Raw genomic sequence first — 24,756 nt, 5'->3', positions numbered from 1 at the left:
CTTGCCTGCCACGAACGGCTTCTTGATCGCGCCGCCCTACCATCCCCTTATGCGCCATCATTCCCATACCCGCTTCCGCCCGATCGCTGCCCTGCCGCGCCATGAGCGTGGCAGCGCGTTGATGGAGGCTGCCTTTGCCCTGCCGGTGCTGATCCTGCTGCTGATCGGCATCGTCATCTATGGCAGTTGGTTCATGACTGCGCACAGCCTGCAACAGGCGGCCAATGATGCGGCGCGGGCGTCCGTCGCGGGTCTGGATGCGGCGGAGCGGCGCGCGCTGGTGGACCAAAGCATTGCCGCCAGCCGGGCCGCCTTCCCCGCGCCCGCTGCGCAAACCATCGCGATCGGCACGGACGAGAGCGGCGGATATTACACAGTAACGCTGAGTTACGACCTAGCCAATGCGCCGGTCTTTGCCGCAACGCCGATACCGATGCCCGCGTCCACCCTGCGGCGCAGCGCCGTGGTGCGGATCGGCACGCAATGACCCGGCCCCGCCCCTGGCGCTTTTGGCAGCGCGATCAGCGGGGCGGGATCAGCGTGATCCTGGCCGGGTCGCTGTTCATGCTGGCGGGGGCCGCGACGGTGGCGGTGGATCTGGGTTCCATCTACCTTGCCAAGCGTCAGTTGCAGGGAATTGCCGATGCCGCCGCGCTGGCAGCAGCCGGGGGCGGTCGCCCGGCGGCGGAGGAATTGCTGAACCAGAGCGGCGTGGGCGGCGTGTCGATCCACCTGTTCGAACATGGCAGCTATGCCGCCGACCCCGCCGTTCCGGTGGCGCAGCGTTTCGTGGCGGGCGATGCCGCAGGCGCAGCGACGCGAGTGGAAGTGGCGCGGCGCACGCCGCTGTTTTTCGGGCGGCTGCTGGTGGGGCGTGACGGCATCGACCTGCGCGCGCGGGCAGTGGCGGCGCGGAAGGACGTTGCGGCCTTTTCGCTCGGCACGGGGCTGGCTTCGATCAGTGGCGGGGTTCCCAACATGCTGCTGTCCAGCCTGGCCGGGACGGAATTGAACCTGTCGGTGATGGACAGTCAGGGGCTGGCCAGCCTGAACCTGGACCTGTTGCATGTCGCCGATGCGTTGCGGGTGCGGACCGGGCGCGATGGCGAAGCCTATGGCGCGCTATTCGACCGGGAATTGCCGGTGTCGGACATTATCGGCGCGATGGCGGACAGCGCTGGCGGGAGCCAGAGTGCGTCGACATTGCTGCGGCTGGCTGGGCTGATACCGGGCAAGTCGGTGCGGCTGAGCGACATCGTCGACCTTGGCCCGATGCGCGGCGCGGCCAGCGGGGATGGACAGCCCCATATCCTGCTCGACGCCTTTTCGATGCTGCGCATGATCCTCAGCCCGCCATCGGGGACTGCGGTGCCGATGGACCTGCGCGTCACCGTGCCGGGATTGACCAGCACCCGATTGATGATCGTCACCGGCGAAGGGCAGACGCGATCGCCGCTGTTGACGATGACGAGCAAGACGGACGTGGTGTTGCGCACGGCGCAAACGCGCATCTACCTGGAAAGCAGCATTGCCACGATCCTGCCCGGCATCGCGTCGGTGCGGATCCCGCTCTACGTCGAGTTGGCCGCCGCAGAGGCGCGACTGTCCGACATTAATTGCACGCACGGATCGGCGCAGGAAGGGGTGCGCCTGTCGGTCACGCCATCGATCGGCACGGTGGCGCTGGCCGATGTGGACATGCACGCGCTAACTCAGTTCAACGCACCTGCCAATCCACGCCCGGCGGTGCTGGCGCAGGTGCTGGGAACGCGAGTCACTGGCTATGCCAATGTCGCACTGGGCGGGGTGCAGCCGCAGGCGGTGCATTTCACCCCTGCCGACATCACAAATGGTCAGGCCAAACATGTCAGTACGCAGGATCTGACGCAGGGACTGGCCGCCAGTATCGCCGGGCAGACGCAGATACAGGTGTCTGTGTTGGGCATCACGCTGGGCAGCAGTCCTTTGACTTCGGCGATCGGCGCAGTGCTGACCGCCACTGCGCCGTTGCTGGACGGGATATTGAACGGCGTGACTGCGACATTGGGGGTGCGGTTAGGCACGGCGGATGTACGGGTGCATGACCTGCGATGCGGGATGGCGGCGATAGTCGCGTGAGGGGCTTGCGCATCGCGGCCGGGCCAGTCAGGACCGTCGGCCATGGGTGCGATCATGCTTCAGGGAACCGGATCTGACGTCGGCAAATCGGTGCTGGTCGCGGGCTTGTGCCGCGCGCTGGTGCGACGCGGATATAGAGTGCGGCCGTTCAAGCCGCAGAATATGTCCAACAATGCCGCCGTCACCAGCGATGGCGGCGAAATTGGCCGGGCGCAGGCGTTGCAGGCGATTGCGTGCGGGGTGCCGCCCCATACCGATATGAACCCGGTATTGTTGAAGCCGCAGGCCGACCGCACGTCGCAACTGATCGTCCATGGTCAGGTGCGCGGGACTTTGGGGTCGGGCAATTTCCGGGCCGCGCGCGGGGAATTGCTGGGCGCGGTGCTGGAAAGTTATGACCGGCTGCGTGCGCAGTGCGACATTGTGGTGGTGGAGGGTGCCGGGTCGCCCGCCGAAATCAACCTGCGTGCCGGGGACATTGCCAATATGGGCTTTGCACGGGCGGCGGGCGTGCCGGTGATATTGGTGGGCGATATCGACCGGGGCGGCGTGATTGCCGCCGTAGTGGGAACACGCGCGGTCATCGACCCGGACGATGCGGCGATGATCCGGGGCTTCCTGATCAACAAGTTTCGCGGCGATCCGGCTTTGTTCGAGGATGGCTATGCGTCGATCGCCCAATTATCGGGCTGGCGCGGCATGGGCGTGGTGCCGTGGCTGGACGCGGTGGCGCGGTTGCCGAGCGAGGATGGCGTGGCGCTGGAACGGGTGGTGCAACCGGGCGACGCGCCGTTGCTGATCGCCTGCCCGGTATTGCCGCGCATTTCCAATTTCGACGATCCGGACCCGTTGAAGCTGGAACCGAGCGTCGAGTTGCGCATGATCGGGCCGGGGAAGCCCATTCCGGCCGGGGCGGCGCTGGTCATCCTGCCGGGGTCGAAGGCGACCGTGGCGGATATGCGGGCGATGGTGGCGCAGGGGTGGGACATCGACATTCGCGCCCATCACCGGCGCGGGGGCGCGGTGCTGGGCATTTGTGGCGGATACCAGATGCTGGGGCGGACGATTGCCGACCCGGATGGGGTGGAGGGACCGCCGGGCGTGGTAGCGGGCCTGGGGCTGCTGGACGTGGAAACGGTGCTGGGTGGGGTCAAGACGCTGGCGGCAGTGGGCGGACGGGCGCTGGGGGCCGATTTTGCGGGTTATGAGATGCATATGGGGCGCACGAGCGGGCCGGATTGCGCCCGCCCCTTCGCCATGCTGGGCGACCGGCCCGATGGCGCGGTGCGCCGGGACGGGCTTGTAATGGGCAGCTACGTCCATGGGATGCTGGCCAGCACGTCCTTGCGCGATGCGCTGTTGCGGCGGCTGGGTGGCGCGTCGGCAGGGCAGGACCATGGGCAATCGGTCGAGGATGCGCTGGACGAGATTGCCATGTTGCTGGAAAGCCATGCGGATATCGACGCGATGGTCGCTTTGGCGATGGCATAACGGACGCAAAAAAGGCGGCCCGATGCCGCCTCTATATATGCCGCCGGAAAGAACCATTCCGAACCCGTCAGGGTTCGCAAGGCCGAACGGCCGCCCGAGCTTATGCGAGGATAGCCAAGCGGGCGGAGGCCCGCGCCGGCGCCTGAAGCTAGAAAAAATGGTGCACCCAGAGCGATTCGAACGCCCGACCCTCAGATTCGTAGTCTGATGCTCTATCCAGCTGAGCTATGGGTGCATGGGAAGGACCGGGAACCATGGCTGAAAGCCAGGCCCGAAAAGCCCTTCAGAAAAAATGGTGCACCCAGAGCGATTCGAACGCCCGACCCTCAGATTCGTAGTCTGATGCTCTATCCAGCTGAGCTATGGGTGCGTGGAGACGCGCAAATAGAAGCGCTTGGCCGATTGGGCAAGCCCCTTTTTTGCACTTTTCGTGACAGGGTGTCGCGCCATTGCACGCAGGCGCAACTTTTGCCCCGGCATATCCGTTCGTCAGACATCGAAAGGATGCCGATATGAGTTTCACCCTGAATGACATCGCGTTGCTGATGGTCGTGTTGCTGGCCGGTCTGGTGCTGGGCATGATGATGAGCGGGCGCGGCAAATATCGTCGCCTGTGGCAGGACGAGAAGGCGGCCCACCGCCAGACGATCAAAGACAGAGATGCGCGGATCGTCGCGGCCGACGCCCGCGTGACCGAACTGGAGCGGCAGCAGCCTGTGGCAAACAACGCAATTGCGGCTGGCGGCCCGGACGACCTGAGCCGCATCGGCGGGATCAGTCAGGCGCAGGAGACGCAGCTGCGCGCGGCAGGCTATCACAGCTATGGCCAGATCGCCGCGATGGGCGCCGGGGACGAAGCGAAGCTGGAACAGCAACTGGGCCTGAAAGCAGGCACCATCACGCAGGAACGGTGGCGCGAGCAGGCCGCGATGCTGGACAAGGAAGGCTATCGAGGCGGTGCAGGTCGCACCGCTACGCCGGTCTGAGCAGGCAGCGGCTGAAAATAAAAGGGCGGGGTTTGCGCCCCGCCCTTTTTGCTTAGCCCCGGTTTGCCAGCGCGGCCTGCGCCGCGGCAAGGCGGGCGATCGGCACGCGGTATGGCGATGCCGAGACATAATCGAGGCCGGTTTGTTCACAGAAGGCGATCGAGGCCGGATCGCCGCCATGTTCGCCGCAAATGCCCAGCTTAATGCCGGGGCGCGTCTTGCGACCGCGTTCGGCGGCAAGCTGGATCAGTTCGCCTACGCCCTCCACGTCGATGCTGACGAAGGGATCGCGGGCGAAGATGCCCTTGTCCACATATTGCGTCAGGAAGCGGCCAGCATCGTCGCGGCTGATGCCGATCGTGGTCTGGGTCAGGTCGTTGGTGCCGAAGGAGAAGAATTCGCCGACTTCGGCGATTTCGCCTGCCTTCAAAGCGGCGCGCGGCAATTCGATCATGGTGCCGACCAGATATTCGACGCTTGTTCCCTGTTCCTTGAACACTTCGGCGGCGACTCGATCGACGATCGCCTTCATCAGTTCCAGCTCCTTGCGGGTCGCAACCAGCGGGATCATGACTTCGGGGATCGGCGCTTCGCCGCCGCGCGCCTTGACGATCAGCGCCGCTTCGAAGATCGCGCGGGCCTGCATTTCGTAGATTTCCGGGTAGGTGACGCCCAGGCGGCAACCGCGATGGCCGAGCATCGGGTTGAATTCATGCAGTTCGTTCGCGCGACGCTTGAGCGTATCGACGCTGACACCCGCAGCGTTCGCCACTTCCTCGAACTCCGCTTCACCATGGGGCAGGAATTCGTGCAGCGGCGGATCGAGCAGGCGGATGGTGACGGGCAGGCCCGCCATCACCATGAATATCTGCGCGAAATCGTCGCGCTGTTCGGGCAACAGCTTTTCGAGCGCGACGCGGCGGCCCTTTTCGCTGTCGGCCAGGATCATTTCGCGCACGGCGGTAATGCGCGCGGCGTCGAAAAACATATGTTCGGTGCGGCACAGGCCGACGCCCTCGGCACCAAATTCGCGTGCGACCTTGCAGTCCTGCGGCGTTTCGGCGTTGGCGCGGATTTTCAGGCGGCGGACCTTGTCGGCCCATACCATCAGCACGCCGAAGTCACCGGCCAGTTCGGGTTGCACCGTCGGCACTTCGCCGACCATCACTTCGCCGGTCGAACCGTCGATGGTCAGGATGTCGCCTTCTTTCAGGATGCGGTCGCCGATGCGCAGCGTTTTGGCGGCATTGTCGATCGACAGGCTGCCCGCGCCGGATACGCAGGGGCGGCCCATGCCGCGCGCCACGACGGCGGCGTGGCTGGTCATGCCGCCACGGGCGGTCAGGATGCCCTTGGCCGCGTGCATCCCGTGAATATCTTCCGGGCTGGTTTCAACGCGCACCAAAATGACGGCATCGCCCATTTCGTTACGGCGTTCGGCAGTGTCGGCGTCGAACACGATCGCGCCCGAAGCTGCGCCCGGCGATGCGGGCAGTCCCTTGGTCAGCACTTCGCGCGGCGCGTTGGGATCGAGCGTGGGGTGGAGCAGTTGGTCGAGCGCAGCGGGATCGACACGGGCGACGGCTTCTTCTTCGGTGATGAGGCCTTCATGCGCCATGTCCACGGCCATTTTCAGCGCAGCCTTGGCAGTGCGCTTGCCCGACCGGGTTTGCAGCATCCACAGCTTGCCCTGCTGGACGGTGAATTCGATGTCCTGCATGTCGCGATAATGGGTTTCGAGGATCGCGAAAACGCCCGCCAGTTCGGCATAGGTTTCGGGCATCGCTTCTTCCATCGACAGCGGCTTGGCCCCTGCCCGTTCGCGTGCCGCCAGCGTCAGATATTGCGGCGTGCGGATGCCCGCAACGACATCTTCGCCCTGCGCGTTGATCAGGAATTCGCCATAATAGACATTTTCGCCGGTCGACGGATCGCGCGTGAAGGCCACGCCCGTCGCGGACGTTTCGCCCATATTGCCGAACACCATCGCCTGCACATTGACGGCGGTTCCCCATTCGCCGGGGATGTTGTTGAGGCGGCGATAAACCTTGGCCCGTTCCGACTGCCATGATCCGAACACGGCGCTGATCGCGCCCCACAACTGGTCATGCACATCCTGCGGGAACGGCTTGTCCCACAATTTTTGCACCAGTGCCTTATATTCGGCGACCAGCGCCTTCCAGTCGTCCGCCGTCATTTCGGTGTCGAGGCTGTAGCCTTGATCTTCCTTGGCGATTTCCAGTGCTTCTTCGAATGCGCCATGGTCCAGTTCCAGCACAACGTCCGAATACATCTGGATGAAGCGGCGATAGCTGTCCCAGGCGAAGCGTTCGTCGCCCGACGTGTTGGCCAGGCCAATGACGGTTTCGTCGTTGAGGCCAAGGTTGAGGACTGTGTCCATCATGCCCGGCATCGACGCGCGCGCGCCCGAACGGACCGACACGAGCAGCGGATCGGCCGCGTCGCCGAACTTTTTGCCGGTGATCCCCTCAATATGGGTGAGGCCAGTGGCGACTTCGCCCTTCACACTGTCAGGATAGACGCCGCCATCGTCATAATAGCGGGTACACATGGCCGTCGTGATGGTGAAGCCCGGCGGCACCGGCAGGCCGATCGCGGCCATGCCGTCCAGGTTCGCGCCCTTGCCGCCCAGAAGATTGCGGTCGCCCTGCCCGCCATCATCGACACCGCCGCCGAAACGATAGACATAGCGCGTCGCGGTGCTGTTCATGATGGCCTCTTGTGTCGTAAGCATGTGATCCGGCTCTCCCTGCACTGATTGCCGATAAATTGTGCGCTGCAATAGTCTTTACAAAAGCCCGACGGAAATTGCACCCGCCTTAATGATGATTTTGTCGCCATATCGTCATTTTTATTGCCGGATATGTCGGGGTTTTTGCCTAGCCTGCAATTTTGGAAAAGTCTGCCACGCCATGAACGGCTGCACGCACCCGGTCGAGCAGCGCAAGGCGGGCAGTGCGCTTGGCGGGGTCGGCATCGTTGACGGTGACGGTTTCGAAGAAAGCGTCGATCGGCGCGCGCAGGGTGGCGAGCGCGGCCATGGCATCCTCGAACCGTTCGTCGGCGATGGCCTGTGCCGCGCGCGGTTCGGCGGCGTCGAGCGCGGCGAGGAGGGATGCTTCGGCGGGTTCTTTCTCATATTCCCCCACCGTCATGCCAGCGGAGGCTGGCATCTCTGTTCCTTCTTCCGCGCCAGAAGAAAGGGAGACCCCAGCCTTCGCTGGGGTGACGGGGGTGGGTGCTTCCTTCTTGAGGATATTGGCCGCGCGCTTGTAGCCTGCCAGCAGGTTCACCCCGTCGTCGGTCGCCACGAAGGACTGGAGCGCATGGACGCGGGCGAGCAGGCGGACGAGATCATCCTCGCCGCCCAGCGCGAACACGGCGTCGATCAGGTCGTGGCGGACACCGGCTTCGCGTTGCTGGACTTTGAGGCGGTCGGCTAGAAACGGAATTATATCTCCCAATGCCGTCTTCGTATCGTGCTTGCTATTTTCGGCAGCAAGTCGCGCTTCCAATGCGTCTGCTGTCGCTTGGCCGCCCATTCTAGGGTCTCCCTCATAAATCGAAGAAAAAGCTTCAAAGAGCGCGAGCGCATCAGCGGTTGCTTCCGCCATCCCTTGTTGGAAACCCACCATGCGAGCAGAGAACATAATCGATGCAGAGAGGGGCAGTCTTAGTTTGCTACTTACACACAGCGACAGAATTGCCAGCCCATATCGCCGTAAGGCAAACGGATCTTTAGATCCCGTGGGCTTTTCGTCGATAGCAAAAAAGGACACCAGCGTATCCAGCTTGTCCGCCAAACTCACCACCACCGTGACCGGCGCGGTGGGGACATCATCCCCCTGCCCGACCGGCTTGTAATGGTCGCGGATGGCGTCGGCTACGGCGTCGGGCAGCCCTTCGGCGCGGGCATAGTAGCCGCCCATGATGCCTTGCAGTTCGGGAAATTCGCCGACCATTTCGGTGACGAGGTCGGCCTTGCACAGGCGGGCGGCCTGTTCGGCCATGTCGGCCAAGTGCGCCTTGCCTAGCCCTTCCCCTTCAGGGGAGGGGTTGGGGTGGGGGATGGCCGCAGGCGCTGCGCCATCTGGCGCACCCCCACCCCCGGCCCCTCCCCTGAAGGGGAGGGGAGAAGAAGTGACGATACCTTCCTCCACCAGCCAGCGGGCGAGTTTCGCTACCCGCTCGACCTTGTCGGCGACTGTCCCCAGCTTTTCGTGGAAGGTGATGCGTTCCAGCTTTTTCGCGTGGTCCGCCAGCGTCGTCTTGCGGTCCTGTTCCCAGAAGAAACGCGCATCGCTCAGGCGGGCGGCCAGCACCTTGCGGTTGCCCGCGATGATGGCTTCGCCGCCGTCCTTTGCCTCGATATTGGCGGTGCAGATGAAGGCGGGGGCGAGTTTGCCGTCGCCATCGCGCAGAACGAAATATTTCTGGTTGATGCGCAGGGTCAGCTGGATGACTTCGGGTGGCACTTCCAGGAAAGCGGGGTCGAAATCGCCCAGCAGCGGCACCGGCCATTCGGTCAGGCCCGCATTTTCCGCGACCAGTCCCTTGTCCTCGATCACGCTGTAGCCATGAGCGGCGGCGGCTTCGGCTGCCTTTGCCGCGATGATCGCTTGCCGTTCTGTGTGGCTGGCGATGACATGGCAGGCGCGCAGTTTTTCGACATAGTCGTTCGCGCCGCCGATGGTGATGGCGTCGGGATGATGGAAGCGATGGCCGAGCGTGGCGTAGCCTGACCGGATGCCATCGACTTCGATATCGACCAGATCTTCGCCCAGGATCGCGACGATGCCCTGCAACGGGCGGACCCAGCGCAGGCTTTCCGTCGTCTGGCTGGCGACGCCCCAGCGCATGGATTTGGGCCAGGGGAAGGCGCGGATGACGGCGGGGATCGCTTCGGCCAGAACCGCAGCGGTGGCGCGGCCGGGCTTGTCGACGACAGCGAACCACACGCCGTCGCGGTCCTGCAACTGGTCCTGGCGAAGGCCGGTCTTGCGCAGGAAGCCTTCGAGCGCCTGGGGCGGTGCGGACGTGCGCGGGCCTTTGGATTCCTCGCTGATGGCAGCGGTTTCCAGCGGCAGGTCGCGCGCGATGAGGGCGAGGCGGCGGGGCGTGACGAAGCTGTCGATCGCGCCGGGCTTCAGGCCCGCCTTGGCCAGTTCTTCGCTGAACAGGCGGGCGAGATCGTCGCTGGCCTTGACCTGCATACGCGCGGGAATTTCTTCGCAGCGCAGTTCGAGGAGGAAGTCAGTCATCACGCGGTCCACCCCGGATATTGTGCGGTCCATGCGTCGGTGTTGCTGGCGATCCACGCCTCGCAACTGCCTTTGGCCATGTCACGCACCTGGCCCATATAGCTGGCGCGTTCCTGCACGGAAATGACGCCACGTGCCTGGAGCAGGTTGAAAACGTGGGACGCCTTGATCGCCTGATCATAGGCAGCCAGCGGCACGTTCGCTTCGATGCATTGGGCATATTCCGACTGGCAATCCTTGAACCAACGGAACAGCTTTTCGGTGTCGGCGACCTCGAAATTCCATTTCGACATTTGCTGTTCATTGGCCAGGAACACGTCGCCATAGGTGACCCCGGCGTCGTTGAATTTCAGGTCGTATACGCTGTCGACGCCCTGAATATACATGGCGAGCCGTTCGAGGCCGTAGGTCAGTTCGCCCGCGACCGGCTTGCAGTCGTAACCGCCCATTTGCTGGAAATAAGTGAATTGCGTGACTTCCATGCCGTCGCACCACACTTCCCAGCCCAGACCCCAGGCACCCAGCGTCGGGCTTTCCCAGTCATCCTCGACAAAGCGGATGTCGTGGACCAGCGGGTCGATGCCGATTTCCCTGAGCGAACCCAGATAAAGTTCCTGAAGGTTGGCGGGCGATGGCTTCATGATCACCTGATACTGGTAATAATGCTGGAGCCGGTTGGGGTTTTCGCCATAGCGGCCGTCGGTCGGGCGGCGGCTTGGCTGGACATAGGCGGCGTTCCACGGCTGTGGGCCGAGCGCGCGCAGCGTGGTTGCGGGGTGGAACGTGCCTGCCCCCACTTCCATGTCATAGGGCTGGAGAATGACGCAGCCCTGTTTCCCCCAATAGGCATGGAGGGTCAGGATCAGGTCCTGAAAGGAAAGCATTTTGCCTTCTGCCACCGACAGTCCTCATATTAAGCGATATGCTGATTTTCTGGCTCGCGCATTGGCGCATGGTGCCGGAACGGTCAAGAAAAAGGCGTCGGATCGCGTGGCAAGGTTAACCCGCTTGCCCTGACCCGCGCGGCCCCGCATGGTTGGGGATATGAGACTGACACGCCTTTCCGCCGCATGGGCGGCAATCGCCCTGATCATTACCGCAGCGCCCGTGCAGGCGCGCGCGCCCGCCACCACCATTGCCAATCCGGCGATGTGGCAGGTGAAGGACGCCGACACGACCATCTATCTGTTCGGGACGGTCCATGTGCTGAAACCCGGCATCGACTGGTTTCGCGGCGGCATGAAGGCCGCGTTCGACCGATCGGACGAACTGGTGCTGGAAATCATAGAGCCGGACGATCCCAATGTGATGGGTGCGATCATGATGACCAGGGCGATGGCGACCGACGGGACGGCCCTGTCCGACCGGCTGGCCCCGGACGCGCGCGGCAAATATCATGCGGCGATGGAGGAAAACGGCCTGCCGTGGCGCAATTTCGACCGGACCAATCCGTGGATGGCGGGCATGGCCCTGTCCGTCGCGCCGCTGGCGAAACTGGGCTATCGCGCGGACCTTGGCGCGGAAAAGGCGTTGCGGACGGCGGCGGAGAAAGCGGGCAAGCGAGTCGATGCGCTGGAAACGGTGGAGCAGCAGATCGACTTTTTCGCGACCCTGCCGATGGAGCAGCAAGTGCAGTTTCTGAATGCGACCGTCGATGGCCTGCCGGAAATGGAGAGTGAGTTTGCCGGACTGCTGCATCATTGGCAGGCGGGTGAGCCGGACAGGCTGGCCAAATCCATGAACGAATCGCTGGAAGCGACGCCGGAGCTGGCGCAGGTGCTGCTGATCGGGCGCAACGCGAACTGGGCGCAGTGGATCAAGGCGCGAATGGGCCAGCCCGGCACGGTCTTTGTCGCGGTAGGTGCGGGCCATCTGGCGGGCAAGGGCAGCGTGCAGGATCAGTTGAAGGCGCTGGGCATCCAATCCCGCCGGGTGAAGAAGTGAGCTTCATGCGGCATTTCCTGCAATGGATCGCGCTGTGCGCGCTGGTGCTGGTCGCAGCCTGTGGTCGCGATGCGCCGCCACCGCCGGTTCAGGGTGGCCCGGCATTGTGGACGGTGCAGCGTGGGGCGATGAAAGGCTGGCTGTTCGGCACGATCCATGTTCTGCCCAAGGGGGTGGCGTGGGAAACCCAGCCGATAAGGGACGCGATGGCCGCTGCCGACCGGCTCGTGCTGGAAGCGGCGGATTTGCAGGACGAGCAGAAAACGCTGGCCCTGTTTGAATCCATGGGCCGCAGCCCCGACCTGCCGCCACTGGAACAGCGGGTGCCAGCGGCGGAAAAGGCTGCGCTGGAAAAAGCGGTCAGCGATGGCGGCACCAGCACGCAATTGCTGTCCGCTTACGAAAGCTGGGCCGCCGCGATGCTGCTGTCGGCGGCCAGTCAGCAGGCGTTGAAGGTCAGTCAGGACGATGGCGTGGAACCCGCACTGATCGCCACGTTCAAGGACGCGCGCAAACCGATCGGCGGGCTGGAAACGGTGGAGCGGCAATTCGGCGCGTTCGATACGCTGCCGCAAGCGGCGCAAGCGCGGCTGCTGGTCCAGACCGCGCATGAGACGAAGGATATGAAAGCGCTGTATGATCGTATTCTGACCGCCTGGCTGAAAGGCGATATGGATGCCATCGCCAAAGAGGATGAGCATGGCGAACAGCCCGACCCGGTGGTCGAGGAAGCGATACTGACCGCACGCAACCGCGATTGGGCGAAGGCGATCGAACCGATGAAGGGCGCGCCCTTCATTGCGGTGGGCGCGGGGCATCTGACGGGCCGCGACAATCTGATCGAACTGCTCAAGGCGCGGGGATTTACCGTCACGCGGGTGCAATAGACGCAGGGTAGCTTGATTTATAGCCGATTCCTGCTAAAGGGCCGCCTCCCGCTATGGTCATCCCTGGAGGCGTGGTGGGAAATTGTATCAACAGAGCTTTTGGAGACACGCAATGAGCGAGCAGCTTACGCTGTCGGCCGAGGCACGCGATCGGGCAGGCAAGGGAGCCTCCCGCGCCCTCCGCCGTGAGGGCCGCGTACCCGCCGTCATCTATGGAATGAACGAAGAACCCCTGTCGATCCACGTTGAGGAAAAGTTGCTCAACAAGCAGCTCGGCACCGGCCACTTCTTCAATTCGGTCATCATGGTCGAAGTCGGCGGCAAGTCCGTCCGCACGCTCGCCAAGGACGTGGCTTTCCACCCCGTCACCGACCGTCCGCTGCACGCTGATTTCCTGCGCGTTTCGGAACATGCCACCGTGACCGTCGCGGTCCCCGTGCGCTTCGAAAACGAAGACGCTTCGCCGGGCCTGAAAAAGGGCGGCGTGCTGAACGTGGTGCGTCATGACGTGGAACTGGTCGTCGATGCGGCTGAAATCCCCGACGATGTCGTGGTCGACCTGACCGGCTTCGAAGTCGGCGATTCGATCCACATCAGCGCGGTGAAGCTGCCCAAGGGCGCGAAGGCCGCGATCGACGATCGCGACTTCACCATCGCGACGATCGTTGCACCCTCGGCTCTCAAGAGCGCCGAAGGCGAGGCTGAGGGCGAAGGCGAATAAGCCTTTACGCCTTACCGGCTGGAAATTTGGATCCCGTCCGCCTACCCGGCGGGCGGGATTTTCTTTTTAGGGAATGATGTGCAATGCAAATCTGGGTGGGGCTGGGCAATCCGGGTGCGCAATATGCGCTGCACCGGCATAATGTCGGCTTCATGGTGGTCGACCTGATCGCGGATATGTATCGCTTTTCTCCGGCGAAGAAGCAGTTTCAGGGATGGGTGCAGGAAGGGCGGATCGGCACGGAGAAGATCATCCTGATCAAGCCCGCGACCTTCATGAACGAAAGCGGCCGGTCGGTGGGGGATGCGATGCGTTTCTACAAATTGACGCCGCAGGACGTGACGGTCTTTCACGACGAACTCGACCTGGTGCCGATGCGAGTGAAGGTGAAGCGCGGCGGCGGCAATGCCGGGCATAACGGCCTGCGTTCAACCGACGCGCATATCGGCAATGATTTCCGCCGGGTGCGGATAGGCATTGGTCATCCGGGGCATAAGGACCGGGTGCATGGCTATGTGCTGGGCAATTATCACAAGAGCGAAGGTGACGCGCTGGCCGACATGCTGGGCGCGATCGGCGCGGAGGCGGAATGGCTGGCCAAGAGCGACGACGCGCGGTTCATGAATGAAGTAGCGTTGCGGCTGGCCAGTTAAAGCTAATTATTTCTTTCTTCGGTTCGTTAGAAATAGTTTGTAAACTACATAATGATTACTCCTGACTGCACAGGAGACGGCGTGCAGCACTATATCGTTCCATCACAAGCAACGATCGGCATGTATATATGCGGCTTTAAGGGCGCATGGCTGCATCATCCTTTCTGGCGCGCACGGTTTCTGATTCAGGATGACGTGACGCTGGAGAAAATCCGTTCCAGCACCGTGGACGCCGTCATCATCGACGATGAAAAGGGAGTGAGCCTTCCCATCGTTGCCAGTGATAGCGATGCGCCTTGCTCTCCTGGCGAGGACGCACAGATCATCGCATTGCCCAGGCCGACACAGCGCACGGCCATCGGCGACCCTGAGATTGAGCGTGCGCGATCCGTTTTGCGCCATGGCAAGAAGCTCGTCACGGGCCTGTTCGAAGATGCCCGCATGGGCAGGTTGAACGTGACCGGCGATGTCGCGGCTCTGGTGAATGACATTGCCCTGTCTGTCGAACGCAATCAGGCGACGCTGATCAACATGGCGCGGCTCAAGACCAAGGACGAATATACCTATCTTCATTCCGTTGCGGTGTGTGCGCTGATGATCAACTTTGCGCGGCAATTGCAAATGCCCGAAGCGCAGGTCCACGAAATGGGCGTCGCAGGATTGCTGCACGATGTCGGCAAGATGGCGATGCCTGCGGAAATTCTGAACAAATCCGGCCGCCTGACCCATGATGAGTTCGAGCAGATCAAGCGGCACCCGGTTTCGGGCAATGAATTGTTGCTGGGCAGCGGCAACATTCCCGCCGTCGCGCTGGACGTGGCATTGCATCATCATGAAAAGGTCGACGGTTCGGGCTATCCCTTTGGCCTGGAAGGGACACAGATCAGCCTGGCCGCGCGCATGGGCGCAATTTGCGACATCTATGACGCGCTGACATCCAACCGTTGTTACAAGGCGGCGTGGACGCCATCGGAAGCGATTACCAAGATGACATCGTGGACGGGGCATCTGGACCCGGACCTGTTGTTCACCTTCGCGCAGAGTGTCGCGATTTTCCCGCCCGGCCTGCTGGTGCGGCTGCGGTCGAACCGGCTGGCCGTCATCCTGCCCAACGGGATGCGCGGCTCCCGCGCAATGGCACGGACCTTTTTCGACGCCCGCGCCAAGGAAGCACTCCCTGTCGAGGATGTTATGATCGCAGGCGGGCTGAATGGCGACCATGTGGTCAGCCGGGAAGAACCGTCGCACTGGCCATTCCCCAACTGGGCGCACATGCACGCAGAGTTGATGGCAGGACAATATAAGATGCAGGACGCGGCGAAGCGCCGGGCCGGATAGCCCCCCGCGACATGATTGCACAAGCGCGATGCACCACGCATAATAGGTGCATCGTCGTTTTCGGAGATATGCGTGCCAGTCCAGACCATCGCCACCACGCCCTATGATGACCAGAAACCAGGCACGTCGGGCCTGCGCAAGAAGGTGCGGGTTTTCCAGCAGCCCGGTTATGCGGAAAATTTCGTTCAATCGGTGTTCGACAGTCTGGAAGGCTTTGCCGGACAGACATTGGTGGTCGGCGGCGACGGGCGCTATCTCAATCGCGATGTCATCCAGATCGTCCTGAAAATGGCGGCGGCCAACGGCTTTGGCCGGGTCATCGTGGGTCAGGGCGGCATATTGTCGACGCCCGCCGCCTCGCATTTGATCCGCGCATCGGGTGCCTTTGGCGGGCTGGTGCTGTCGGCCAGCCATAATCCGGGCGGGCCGGACGAGGATTTCGGGATCAAATATAATGTCGGCAATGGCGGCCCCGCGCCGGAGAAAGTGACCGACGCTATTCACGCGCGCACGCTGACCATCGACCAGTATCGCATATCGGACGACAGCGACGTGGACATAGACAGCGTCGGCACCGCGAAGATGGGCGACATGGCTGTCGAAGTGGTCGACCCGGTCGCGCTCTATGCTGACCTCATGGAAAGCCTGTTCGATTTCGCGGCGATCCGGGCGATGATCGCGGGCGGCTTCACGCTCGCTTTCGATTCGATGAGCGCCGTGACTGGTCCCTATGCGATCGAAATTATCGAGCGACGGCTGGGCGCACCGGCAGGCACGGTGATGAACGGCACCCCCCTGCCCGATTTCGGCCATCACCATCCCGACCCCAATCTGGTCCATGCCAAAGAGCTGTACAATCGGCTGATGGCCGATGATGCGCCCGATTTCGGCGCGGCGTCGGATGGCGATGGCGACCGCAACCTCATCATCGGGCGGCATAGCTATGTGACGCCTTCGGATTCGCTGGCGGTGCTGGCGGCCAACGCGCATCTCGCGCCCGGCTATGTGGCGGGCCTGAAGGGCATTGCACGTTCGATGCCGACCAGCGGCGCGGCGGACCGGGTGGCGCAAAAGCTGGGCGTGCCGCTCTATGAAACGCCGACGGGGTGGAAATTCTTCGGCAATCTGCTGGACGCGGGCATGGCGACCATCTGCGGCGAGGAAAGCGCAGGCACGGGTTCCGACCATGTGCGTGAGAAGGACGGCATCTGGGCGGTGCTGCTGTGGCTCAACATATTGGCGGTCCGCAAGCAAAGCGTCGCGGCGATCATGGCCGATCATTGGGCGACCTATGGCCGCAACTATTATGCCCGACATGATTATGAATCGATTGCCAAGGACAAGGCCGATGCGCTGATGGCCGCGCTGCGCAGCAAGCTGGACAGCCTGCCCGGCACGACCAACAGCGGCGGCACGATCGCAGCGGCGGACGATTTTGCCTATACCGACCCCACCGATGGATCGGTCAGCCGCAATCAGGGCGTGCGCATATTGTTCACGGACGGATCGCGCGTCGTGTTCCGCCTTTCCGGCACCGGCACCGAAGGAGCAACGTTGCGGGTCTATATCGAACGCTATGTCCCGGTCGGGGGCGATCTGGGGATGGAAACCGGCGACGCGCTCGCCCCGCTGATCGCCGCCGCGCAGGAAGTGGCCGATATTGCGGGCTTCACCGGCATGGAAGCGCCCAGCGTCATTACCTAAGCTAACGCAGGGGAAACAGAGGAGCAACGTCCGGCCATTAGGGGCTGATCCCATCAGTCCCCAATACCGGAAACGCCATGCGTCGCTTCGCCCTGTTCCTGACAGCTTTGCTCTGCACCCCTGCCGCCGCACGGACCAGTCAGGATGAACAGCTATGGGTCAACCTGACCGCGATGGGTCCGGTCAGCGGCGACATCGTCTATTTCGCTGAAATCCAGCCGCGCGTCGGCGACGGGGTGTCGCGTCTGGACCAGGCGCTGCTGCGTGGCGCGGTGGGCGTGAAGCTGTCGGACCGGGTTACGCTCTATCAGGGCTATGCCCATGTCGCCGTTCCCATCGCGGGCGGACGCGATGTGAATGAGGAGCGCAGTTTCCAGCAACTCAACTGGTCGCTGGGACGCCCGTGGGGCGGCGACCTGTCATCGCGCACGCGACTTGAGCAACGCTGGCGGTCGGACGGGAACGACATGGGATGGCGGCTGCGCGAAATGCTGCGGTTTGAAAAGCCGCTGCGCGAGGGAAGCGATGCAGTGAATGCACTGGTTTATGCCGAGGGGTTCCTGGCGCTCAACAGCACGGATTGGGGCGCCAGGAGCGGGTTTGACCAGTTACGCAGTTTCGCGGGGGTCGAAGTGGGGTTGCCCGGCGCATCGACGCTGGAACTGGGCTATCTCAATCAGGCGATCAACCAGCGGGGCGGCGATAGCCGCATCAATCATGTAGCGTCAGTGACACTGTTTTTCCGGCACTAGCGTCATTCAGCTTCGCCCAAAGCTGCGCCGTGCCGGCTTCCTGCGCCCGGTTTGTGAATTGCGCGGCGATCAGCCAGCCCTTGATTGGGCGGATCGGCAGCACGGTGGTCAGGATCAGCACCGGGACGCCGACGGCCAGATGGACCCACAGGCCGGGCCGGGCCAATATTTCCAGCATGACGATGAAGATGACGCCCGGCACGCAGGCGAAAAGTTGCACGAACACCGCCGGGCCATCGGCCGGATCGGCAAAGCTATAGTCGAGGGCGCACACCTCGCAATGGTCGCGCACGGTCAGGAAGCCGTCGAAAATATGCCCTTCGCCGCAGCGCGGGCATCGGCCCATGACGCCGGTTTCATGGGCGGGGCGACGGGGCCATTGGCGGCCCGACTCATCGGTCCAAAGGGCGGCTTGGGGCATTTCCTGTTCCATGCGCGCTTATGACGCCGGGCAAGGGGCAAGGGCAATTGCGCCTTTTGTCCCACCCCCTGCCGCCACAGGAGTTCCATCACAGGACTGGTTATCACAGGACTGGCCATCACCCGTGCAAACCGCTATCGGCGCGACAATTGTTCCGATCTTCAAAGGCAGTCAAATGGGTTTTCGTTGCGGTATCGTCGGCCTTCCCAATGTGGGCAAGTCCACCCTGTTCAACGCGCTGACCGAAACGCAGGCGGCGCAGGCGGCCAATTACCCCTTCTGCACGATCGAACCCAATGAGGGCCGCGTGGCCGTGCCGGACGATCGGCTGGAAACGATCGCGAAGATTGGCGGGTCGGCCAAGATCATCGAAACGCAGCTGGCGTTCGTGGACATTGCAGGACTGGTGCGCGGCGCGTCGAAGGGCGAAGGGCTGGGCAACCAGTTCCTCGCCAACATCCGCGAAACCGACGCGATCGTCCACGTCCTGCGCTGTTTCGAGGATGACGACATCACCCATGTCGAAAACAAGGTCGATCCGATTGCCGACGCGGAAACGGTGGAAACCGAATTGATGCTGGCCGATCTGGAGAGTCTGGAAAAGCGGGTGCCTGCGCTGGCCAAGAAAGCGGCGCAGGGCGACAAGGAATCCAAGGCAGCGGCGGCCGTGCTGGGCCAGGCGCTGGACCTGTTGCGCGACGGTAAGCCTGCGCGGTTGACCAAGCCGCGCGACGAGGAAGAAGAACGGTTGTTTGCGCAGGCGCAGTTGCTGACAGCCAAGCCGGTCCTCTATGTCTGCAATGTCGAGGAGGACAGCGCGTCCAGCGGCAACGCCCATTCGGCCCGCGTGTTCGAAAAGGCCGCCGCCGAAAATGCGAAGGCCGTTATCGTGTCCGCCGCGATCGAGGCGGAACTGGTGACCATGCCGGTCGAGGAACGCGCCGAATATCTCGACGCGCTGGGCCTTGCCGAAGCGGGTCTCGCGCGGATCATCCGGGCGGGCTATGAATTGCTGGGCCTCATCACCTTTTTCACCGTGGGACCAAAGGAAGCGCGGGCATGGACCGTGTTCAAGGGCAGCAAGGCACCGCAGGCCGCTGGCGCAATCCATACCGATTTCGAAAAAGGCTTCATCCGCGCCGAAACCATGGCTTACGCCGATTTCGTCCAGTATAATGGCGAAGCCGGTGCCAAGGATGCTGGCAAATGGCGGTCCGAAGGCAAGGAATATGTCACGCAGGATGGCGACATCATGCTGTTCCGGTTTAACGTTTAATTCCCGTCACCCCAGCGCAGGCTGGGGTCTTGTGAGGCAGCACACTGACGCCTGAGACCCCAGCCTGCGCTGGGGTGACGCGCATGGGGGCGACGGTCGGGGGTGGCATGACGCTCAAATTCGCCTTTCCGCCCAGCGTTGATACGGACACGCGGCTGCTGGTGCTGGGCAGCCTGCCGGGCGATGCGTCGATCCGGCAGGGCGAATATTATGCGCATCCCGGCAATGGATTCTGGTCGCTGATCGGCGAGGCGACGGGTGAGGATCTGCGCGCGATACCCTATGCCATGCGGTTGCAGCGCCTGCGCGCACGCGGGGTCGGCCTGTGGGACGTGATGGAAAGCGCGCAGCGGCAGGGCAGCCTGGACGGGGCCATTCGCGACGCTGCGCTGCGCGACCTTGGCCAGTTCGCAGGCCACCTGCCTGCGCTGCGTGCCGTGGCGTTCAACGGCAAGATGGCGGCGCTGCACGGGCGGCGGCGACTGGGACATCGACCCGATCTGGCGCTGATCGACCTGCCCTCCTCCAGTGGTGCCTATGCCAGCATGGCCCGCGCACAGAAGACGGAAATATGGGGCGGCTTGCGCGACTGGGTCGCCTGACGCAGCCGATACACGCCAATGTCATATTGCGTCGCCATGGCAGGCGGCTAATGAAGCAATTGTATAACAGTTCAAGGTCGCCCGCCCCCATGTTCACGCGCCGCCAACTCCTGACCGCCGCCACTATCGCGCCTGCCATTGGCGCGCCTGCCATTTTGCGGGCGCAAAGCTGGTTTGCGGGCTATCCGTTCGCGCTGGGCGTGACATCGGGCGATCCGGCGGCGGACGGCTTCGTCATCTGGACCAAGCTGGCTCCCAAGCCGTTCGAACCGCATGGCGGGATGCCGATGGTGCCGTTGCCGGTGAAGTGGGAGGTATCGAGCGACGATCGGTTCAAGACCATCGTTGCGACCGGCGAAGCGACAGCGCGACCGGAACTGGGCCATAGCGTCCATGTCGAAGTGACGGGCCTGCAACCCGACCGGCCCTATTGGTATCGTTTTGCGCTGGGCAGCGACCAGTCGTCGCGGGGCCGTGCGCGCACCTTGCCGCTGGCTTCGGCCAGCCCGGCCGCGATGAAATTCGGCGTGGCGGGATGCCAGAATTACGAGGACGGCTATTTCACTGCATTCCGCCATCTGGCGCGGGAAGATGACCTGGCCTTCGTCTATCATTATGGCGACTTCATCTACGAATATAAGCAGCGCGGACCGGAATATGACAAGGACGGACTGCCTGAGGCGCAGGTGCGCCAGCATGTCGGCCAGGATTGTTTCGACGTGGCCGACTATCGCCTGCGTTACGCCCAATATCTGAGCGATTATGATTTGCAGGCGGCGCGCGCCAAACACACATGGTTTTCGACCTTCGACGATCATGAGGTGGAGAATAACTGGGTCGGCGATCATAATTGGAAGGATGTGCCGCAGGATATATTCCGCCTGCGCCGTCAGGCCGGTCTGCAGGTGTGGTACGAATATATGCCGGTGCGCGCCGCTTTGCTGCCGCGCAACGGCATCATCACGGACATGTATCGGGAAGCGCGCTTTGGCGACCTGCTGTCGATGGACTTTCTCGACACCCGGTCCTTCCGCACGCAACAGCCCTGCGATGACGGGTTCAAACCCTATTGCCCCGGCATCGACGACAGCAAGGCGCAGGTCATTTCCGCGCAGGAAGAAAATTGGCTGGTCGGCAATATGAAGCGCGGGCAGGCCAAATGGAATTGCGTGGCGCAGCAGGTGATGATGATGTCGCTCGACCGGCGGCGTTACGCGGACGAGAAGGCGAAAATCTATAATATCGACAGTTGGGCCGCCTATACCGCGCAGCGCAATCGCCTGCTGGGCAAGATGCGCGGGCTGGACAATGTCGTCGTGCTGACCGGGGACGAGCATCAGAATTTTGCCGGGCTGCTCGATAATGGCGACAAGACGGTGGCAGTAGAATTTGTGTCAACGTCGATCTCTTCGGGTGGCGACGGGTCGGACCGGCGCACCGGCAGCGACGTGATGCTGAAGAATAATAGCGAGTTGAAATTCATCAACGACCAGCGCGGCTATCTGGTCTGCGAAGTCACGCCCGACGCCTGGACGACCAGGGCGCGCGTGATGGATCAGGTTTCGACGCCGGGCGGCGCGATCAGCACGCGCGCGACGATGACTGTGCCGCGCGGCCAGCCCTCGCTTCAGATCAGCTGACATTGACGTAAACGTAAGCCAGTCCTACACGAGGGTTTCACCGGCAGGAGCGACGCGCAATGGACGACATCATCTATTTCGAGGATCTGAACGTCGGCGACAGTTTCGATTTCGGGCCGCTGACCATCAGCCGTGATGAGACGATCGCGTTCGCCGCCGAATTCGATGCGCAGCCCTTTCACTTGTCGGACGAAGCGGCGGCGACCACCCATTTTGGTACGTTGTCGGCCAGTGGATGGCATACGACGGCGCTGTTCATGAAGATGTTCGTCGCGGAAATGCAGCGCAATCCGGGGCGGCAGGCCGCCAGTCTGGGCGCAATGGGGGTGGACGAATTGCGCTGGCTACGTCCGGTGCGGCCCGGCGACACGCTGCGCGGGACAAGCGAACTGATCGACAAGAAGGCGTCCCAGAGCCGCCCCGAAATGGGGATCGTGCGCAGCAAGGTGACGATCTTCAATCAGGACGACCAGCCGGTGCTGACCATGATACCGATCGCCATGTGGCGCACGCGGCCGGTGTGAGTTTGTTGCAGTAGCGGCGTGTTCCCGCGCAGGCGGGAACCCAGTCCGGGCGTAGGGACTGGATTCCCGCCTGCGCGGGAATACGCAGTGTTAGTTAACGCGGCTGGTTCGCCTTCGCGTCCGCCGCCATCACTCGTATGTCCGGCGTTTTCGATCCGGCGATCTGCACCAGATGGCGTCCGGCGGGCAGGTCGAACCAGACGATTTTGCGCAGGCCCGAACAGTCCGGGCCATGGCCATGGTCGACCGATGCGACGGGCGTGGTGCCGCTGACGACATCGACCCAGGCCGGGCCGGACAGGCCAATGCCGATCCGCGCCGATTGCTTGAGCGAAAGCGCAAGCAGGCCGCCAAAGCCCTCCGTCGCACCCTTGCCCGGCGGCACGGCGAATTGCACATGGACGGCGGGCGTCAGCGTGGCGACGACCGGCTTGCCCAGGATCAGCGCGGGCGCGCCCTGCGCCTGCGTTCCCGCCTTGCCCTGCCCGCTCTGGGTCCAACTGGTCCAGGGTTCGGCCAGCGGCGCAGGGGTGGCGCACAGCGGATCGGCAGCGGGCGCGGCGGCGAGCAGCAGGGCCAAAATCATCGACATCAGGTCATTTCCTTCCGAATAATTTTTCTATGTCGCCATGGCCCAGCTTTACCCAGGTCGGGCGGCCGTGGTTGCACTGGCCCGAACGCGGGGTCACTTCCATTTCACGCAGCAGCGCGTTCATTTCCGCGACACTCAGCACCCGGCCCGCGCGGACCGATCCGTGGCAGGCCATCGTCGCAGCGACCAGATCGAGCCGTTCCTTGAGCGACAAGGCGCTGTCATAGGCGGCAAGATCATCGGCCAGATCCGTCACCAGTCCCTGCACGTCCGATTGCCCCAGCATCGCCGGGACCGCGCGGACCAGCATGGCGGACGGGCCGAAGCGTTCGAGGTCCAGCCCGAAATCATGCAGTTCGGCGGCGCGCGCTTCCAGCCGGTCGCAGGCCGTTTCTTCCAGTTCGACCACTTCGGGGAGCAGCAGTGCCTGCGACGCCACGCGATTGCCATTTTCCTGGCCCTCCATCGCGCGGCGCATCCGTTCCAGCGTCAACCTTTCATGCGCCGCGTGCTGGTCCACGATGACGAGGCCGTCCTCGGCTTCGGCGACGATATAGGTGCGCGCGACTTGCCCGCGCGCGACGCCCAGCGGGAAGCTCTGCCCCTCCGGCGCGGGCGCGGCGGCGGGTTCGGCGCGGGCTTGGGGCGGCGGGGTGAGGAAAGTGGAGCGGCGATCCCCGAAGCTGGATGCCAGCGGGTTATAGGCCACGGCCGCCGCGTCGAAGATCGGCATCGCACCGATGGGCGTGGGCGATACGGGTTCGGCCCGCCATGCCGACAGCGCAGCGGCGTCTGCATGTTGCACCGCACGAAAGCCTTCGGCATCCAATGCGCGGCGCAGGCCGGACACGATCATCCCCCGGATCATCGTGGGATCGCGAAAGCGCACTTCGGTCTTGGCGGGATGGACGTTCACATCGACGTCGAGCGGCGGCACGTCGAGGAACAGGGCGACCACGGGATGCCGGTCCCGCGCCAACATGTCGGCATAGGCACCGCGCAACGCGCCGATCAGCAGCCGGTCCTTGACCGGACGCCCGTTGACGAACAGATATTGATGATCGCCCACGCCCCGATTGTAGGTCGGGATCGACGCGACGCCCGACAGGCGCACGCCTTCGCGTTCCAGGCTGACGATGACATGATTGTCGGCCAGCGCCCGGTCGGTCAGCGCGGCCACCCTTTCTTCCCGTGCGTCGCCTGCCTGCACGCCCAGCACCCGGCGACCATCATGTTCGAGCGAAAAAGCGACGGCGGGATGTGCCATGGCGAGACGGCGGACGATGTCGAGGCAGGCGGCATATTCCGCCTTGGCCGAGCGCAGGAATTTGCGGCGGGCAGGCACTTTGGCGAAAAGCTGCTCTACGGTGACGCGGGTGCCGGGCGGGAGTGCGGCTGGTCCCTCCGCCACGAATTGGCCATTATCGACGGTGCGGTTCCACCCGTCGCTGCCCGTAACGCGGCTGTCGATGGAGAGGCGGGCGACGCTGGCGATGGAGGGGAGCGCTTCGCCGCGAAAGCCCAAAGTCGCCACATTTTCAATGGCATCATCGGGCAGCTTGGACGTGGCATGGCGTTCCAGCGCCAGCGCCATGTCCGCCGAATCCATGCCACAACCATCGTCGCTCACTTCGATCCGGTCCAATCCGCCGTTGGACAGGCGAATGGCAAGCCGAGTCGCCCCAGCGTCCAAAGCGTTTTCGACGATTTCCTTGAGCGCGCTGGCGGGTCTTTCGACCACTTCACCGGCAGCGATACGATTGACCAGATGTTCGGGCAGACGGCGTATTGACATTGATTAGGGACTAGCCCAATCGAGCGCTTT

21 protein-coding genes and 2 tRNA genes are annotated in these 24,756 nt (G+C 63.3%); 15 read left to right on the top strand and 8 right to left on the bottom strand.

The features are described 5' to 3' along the window. Window positions 1-49: 49 nt before the first annotated feature. From SPBM01_RS03755 to SPBM01_RS03745, 3 genes are read left to right on the top strand one after another with little or no spacing between them, the layout of a single operon-like run. A complete protein-coding gene (locus SPBM01_RS03755; protein ID WP_188064065.1) occupies window positions 50-487 on the top strand; it encodes a TadE/TadG family type IV pilus assembly protein in 438 nt (145 codons plus the stop codon). After that, window positions 484-2,118, top strand: a complete 1,635-nt coding sequence (locus tag SPBM01_RS03750; protein WP_188064064.1) for a pilus assembly protein TadG-related protein — start codon at window positions 484-486, stop codon at window positions 2,116-2,118. The genes SPBM01_RS03755 and SPBM01_RS03750 overlap by 4 nt, the downstream gene beginning before the upstream one ends. A gap of 42 nt (window positions 2,119-2,160) precedes the next feature. Next, window positions 2,161-3,609, top strand: coding sequence for a cobyric acid synthase (locus SPBM01_RS03745; protein WP_188064063.1), 1,449 nt, complete (start codon window positions 2,161-2,163; stop codon window positions 3,607-3,609). A 158-nt stretch (window positions 3,610-3,767) separates the two neighbouring features. On the opposite strand, the gene SPBM01_RS03740 is transcribed toward SPBM01_RS03745, so the two are convergent. Both SPBM01_RS03740 and SPBM01_RS03735 read right to left on the bottom strand, forming a co-directional pair. Then, window positions 3,768-3,844: transfer RNA gene (locus tag SPBM01_RS03740), tRNA-Arg, on the bottom strand. A 58-nt stretch (window positions 3,845-3,902) separates the two neighbouring features. Then, window positions 3,903-3,979, bottom strand: a tRNA-Arg gene (locus tag SPBM01_RS03735). A gap of 142 nt (window positions 3,980-4,121) precedes the next feature. Here SPBM01_RS03735 and SPBM01_RS03730 point away from each other — a divergent pair. Then, window positions 4,122-4,595: a hypothetical protein gene (locus SPBM01_RS03730; RefSeq protein WP_188064062.1), complete on the top strand. Its 474-nt coding sequence runs from the start codon at window positions 4,122-4,124 to the stop codon at window positions 4,593-4,595. 52 nt (window positions 4,596-4,647) lie between these two features. Here SPBM01_RS03730 and ppdK read toward each other — a convergent pair whose 3' ends face one another. The 3 genes from ppdK to SPBM01_RS03715 form a co-directional block, all read right to left on the bottom strand. Continuing rightward, window positions 4,648-7,350: a pyruvate, phosphate dikinase gene (gene ppdK, locus SPBM01_RS03725; protein ID WP_188064061.1), complete on the bottom strand. Its 2,703-nt coding sequence runs from the start codon at window positions 7,348-7,350 to the stop codon at window positions 4,648-4,650. Between the two features lie 145 nt (window positions 7,351-7,495). Next, entirely contained in the window at window positions 7,496-9,877 is a 2,382-nt protein-coding gene (glyS, locus tag SPBM01_RS03720) for a glycine--tRNA ligase subunit beta (protein WP_188064060.1), read from the bottom strand. After that, complete coding sequence (locus SPBM01_RS03715; protein ID WP_188064059.1) at window positions 9,877-10,776, bottom strand: glycine--tRNA ligase subunit alpha; 900 nt, start codon at window positions 10,774-10,776, stop codon at window positions 9,877-9,879. Before SPBM01_RS03715 ends, glyS begins: the two co-directional genes overlap by 1 nt. A gap of 145 nt (window positions 10,777-10,921) precedes the next feature. On the opposite strand from SPBM01_RS03715, the gene SPBM01_RS03710 reads away from it, so the two are divergent. From SPBM01_RS03710 to SPBM01_RS03680, 7 genes are all read left to right on the top strand, one after another. Next, the gene (locus SPBM01_RS03710) at window positions 10,922-11,821 is read left to right on the top strand and encodes a TraB/GumN family protein (protein WP_188064058.1); all 900 of its coding nucleotides are present in this window, start codon (window positions 10,922-10,924) and stop codon (window positions 11,819-11,821) included. A gap of 5 nt (window positions 11,822-11,826) precedes the next feature. Next, the gene (locus tag SPBM01_RS03705; RefSeq protein ID WP_188064057.1) at window positions 11,827-12,708 is read left to right on the top strand and encodes a TraB/GumN family protein; all 882 of its coding nucleotides are present in this window, start codon (window positions 11,827-11,829) and stop codon (window positions 12,706-12,708) included. A 112-nt stretch (window positions 12,709-12,820) separates the two neighbouring features. Further along, a complete protein-coding gene (locus SPBM01_RS03700; RefSeq protein ID WP_188064056.1) occupies window positions 12,821-13,429 on the top strand; it encodes a 50S ribosomal protein L25/general stress protein Ctc in 609 nt (202 codons plus the stop codon). 83 nt (window positions 13,430-13,512) lie between these two features. Continuing rightward, window positions 13,513-14,082, top strand: a complete 570-nt coding sequence (pth, locus tag SPBM01_RS03695) for an aminoacyl-tRNA hydrolase (protein WP_188064055.1) — start codon at window positions 13,513-13,515, stop codon at window positions 14,080-14,082. An 81-nt stretch (window positions 14,083-14,163) separates the two neighbouring features. Next, window positions 14,164-15,420 (top strand): HD-GYP domain-containing protein, encoded by a 1,257-nt coding sequence (locus SPBM01_RS03690; RefSeq protein ID WP_188064054.1) that lies wholly within the window; start codon window positions 14,164-14,166, stop codon window positions 15,418-15,420. Window positions 15,421-15,492: 72 nt separating this feature from the next. After that, window positions 15,493-17,124, top strand: coding sequence for an alpha-D-glucose phosphate-specific phosphoglucomutase (locus tag SPBM01_RS03685; RefSeq protein ID WP_188064053.1), 1,632 nt, complete (start codon window positions 15,493-15,495; stop codon window positions 17,122-17,124). 77 nt (window positions 17,125-17,201) lie between these two features. Further along, window positions 17,202-17,876 (top strand): DUF2490 domain-containing protein, encoded by a 675-nt coding sequence (locus SPBM01_RS03680; protein ID WP_188064052.1) that lies wholly within the window; start codon window positions 17,202-17,204, stop codon window positions 17,874-17,876. Here SPBM01_RS03680 and SPBM01_RS03675 read toward each other — a convergent pair. Further along, window positions 17,836-18,297: a DUF983 domain-containing protein gene (locus SPBM01_RS03675; protein ID WP_188064051.1), complete on the bottom strand. Its 462-nt coding sequence runs from the start codon at window positions 18,295-18,297 to the stop codon at window positions 17,836-17,838. The genes SPBM01_RS03680 and SPBM01_RS03675 overlap by 41 nt on opposite strands. 175 nt (window positions 18,298-18,472) lie before the next feature. On the opposite strand from SPBM01_RS03675, the gene ychF reads away from it, so the two are divergent. The 4 genes from ychF to SPBM01_RS03655 all read left to right on the top strand — a co-directional run bounded on the left by ychF (window position 18,473) and on the right by SPBM01_RS03655 (window position 22,339). Continuing rightward, the gene (ychF, locus tag SPBM01_RS03670; RefSeq protein ID WP_188064050.1) at window positions 18,473-19,573 is read left to right on the top strand and encodes a redox-regulated ATPase YchF; all 1,101 of its coding nucleotides are present in this window, start codon (window positions 18,473-18,475) and stop codon (window positions 19,571-19,573) included. Between the two features lie 83 nt (window positions 19,574-19,656). Next, entirely contained in the window at window positions 19,657-20,175 is a 519-nt protein-coding gene (locus SPBM01_RS03665) for a DNA-deoxyinosine glycosylase (protein WP_262504316.1), read from the top strand. An 89-nt stretch (window positions 20,176-20,264) separates the two neighbouring features. Continuing rightward, window positions 20,265-21,815: an alkaline phosphatase D family protein gene (locus tag SPBM01_RS03660; protein ID WP_188064049.1), complete on the top strand. Its 1,551-nt coding sequence runs from the start codon at window positions 20,265-20,267 to the stop codon at window positions 21,813-21,815. 59 nt (window positions 21,816-21,874) lie between these two features. After that, complete coding sequence (locus tag SPBM01_RS03655) at window positions 21,875-22,339, top strand: MaoC family dehydratase (RefSeq protein WP_188064048.1); 465 nt, start codon at window positions 21,875-21,877, stop codon at window positions 22,337-22,339. Window positions 22,340-22,433: 94 nt separating this feature from the next. Here SPBM01_RS03655 and SPBM01_RS03650 read toward each other — a convergent pair whose 3' ends face one another. Further along, window positions 22,434-22,931, bottom strand: a complete 498-nt coding sequence (locus tag SPBM01_RS03650; RefSeq protein WP_188064047.1) for a hypothetical protein — start codon at window positions 22,929-22,931, stop codon at window positions 22,434-22,436. Between the two features lie 4 nt (window positions 22,932-22,935). Then, window positions 22,936-24,726, bottom strand: coding sequence for a DNA mismatch repair endonuclease MutL (gene mutL / locus SPBM01_RS03645; RefSeq protein WP_188064046.1), 1,791 nt, complete (start codon window positions 24,724-24,726; stop codon window positions 22,936-22,938). Window positions 24,727-24,756 lie beyond the last annotated feature (30 nt).

It is taken from the genome of Sphingobium sp. KCTC 72723, assembly GCF_014280435.1.
Classification (GTDB): domain Bacteria; phylum Pseudomonadota; class Alphaproteobacteria; order Sphingomonadales; family Sphingomonadaceae; genus Sphingobium.
The sequence above is the reverse complement of the archived record's forward strand: the minus strand, read 5'-3'. Positions and strand labels throughout refer to the sequence as shown.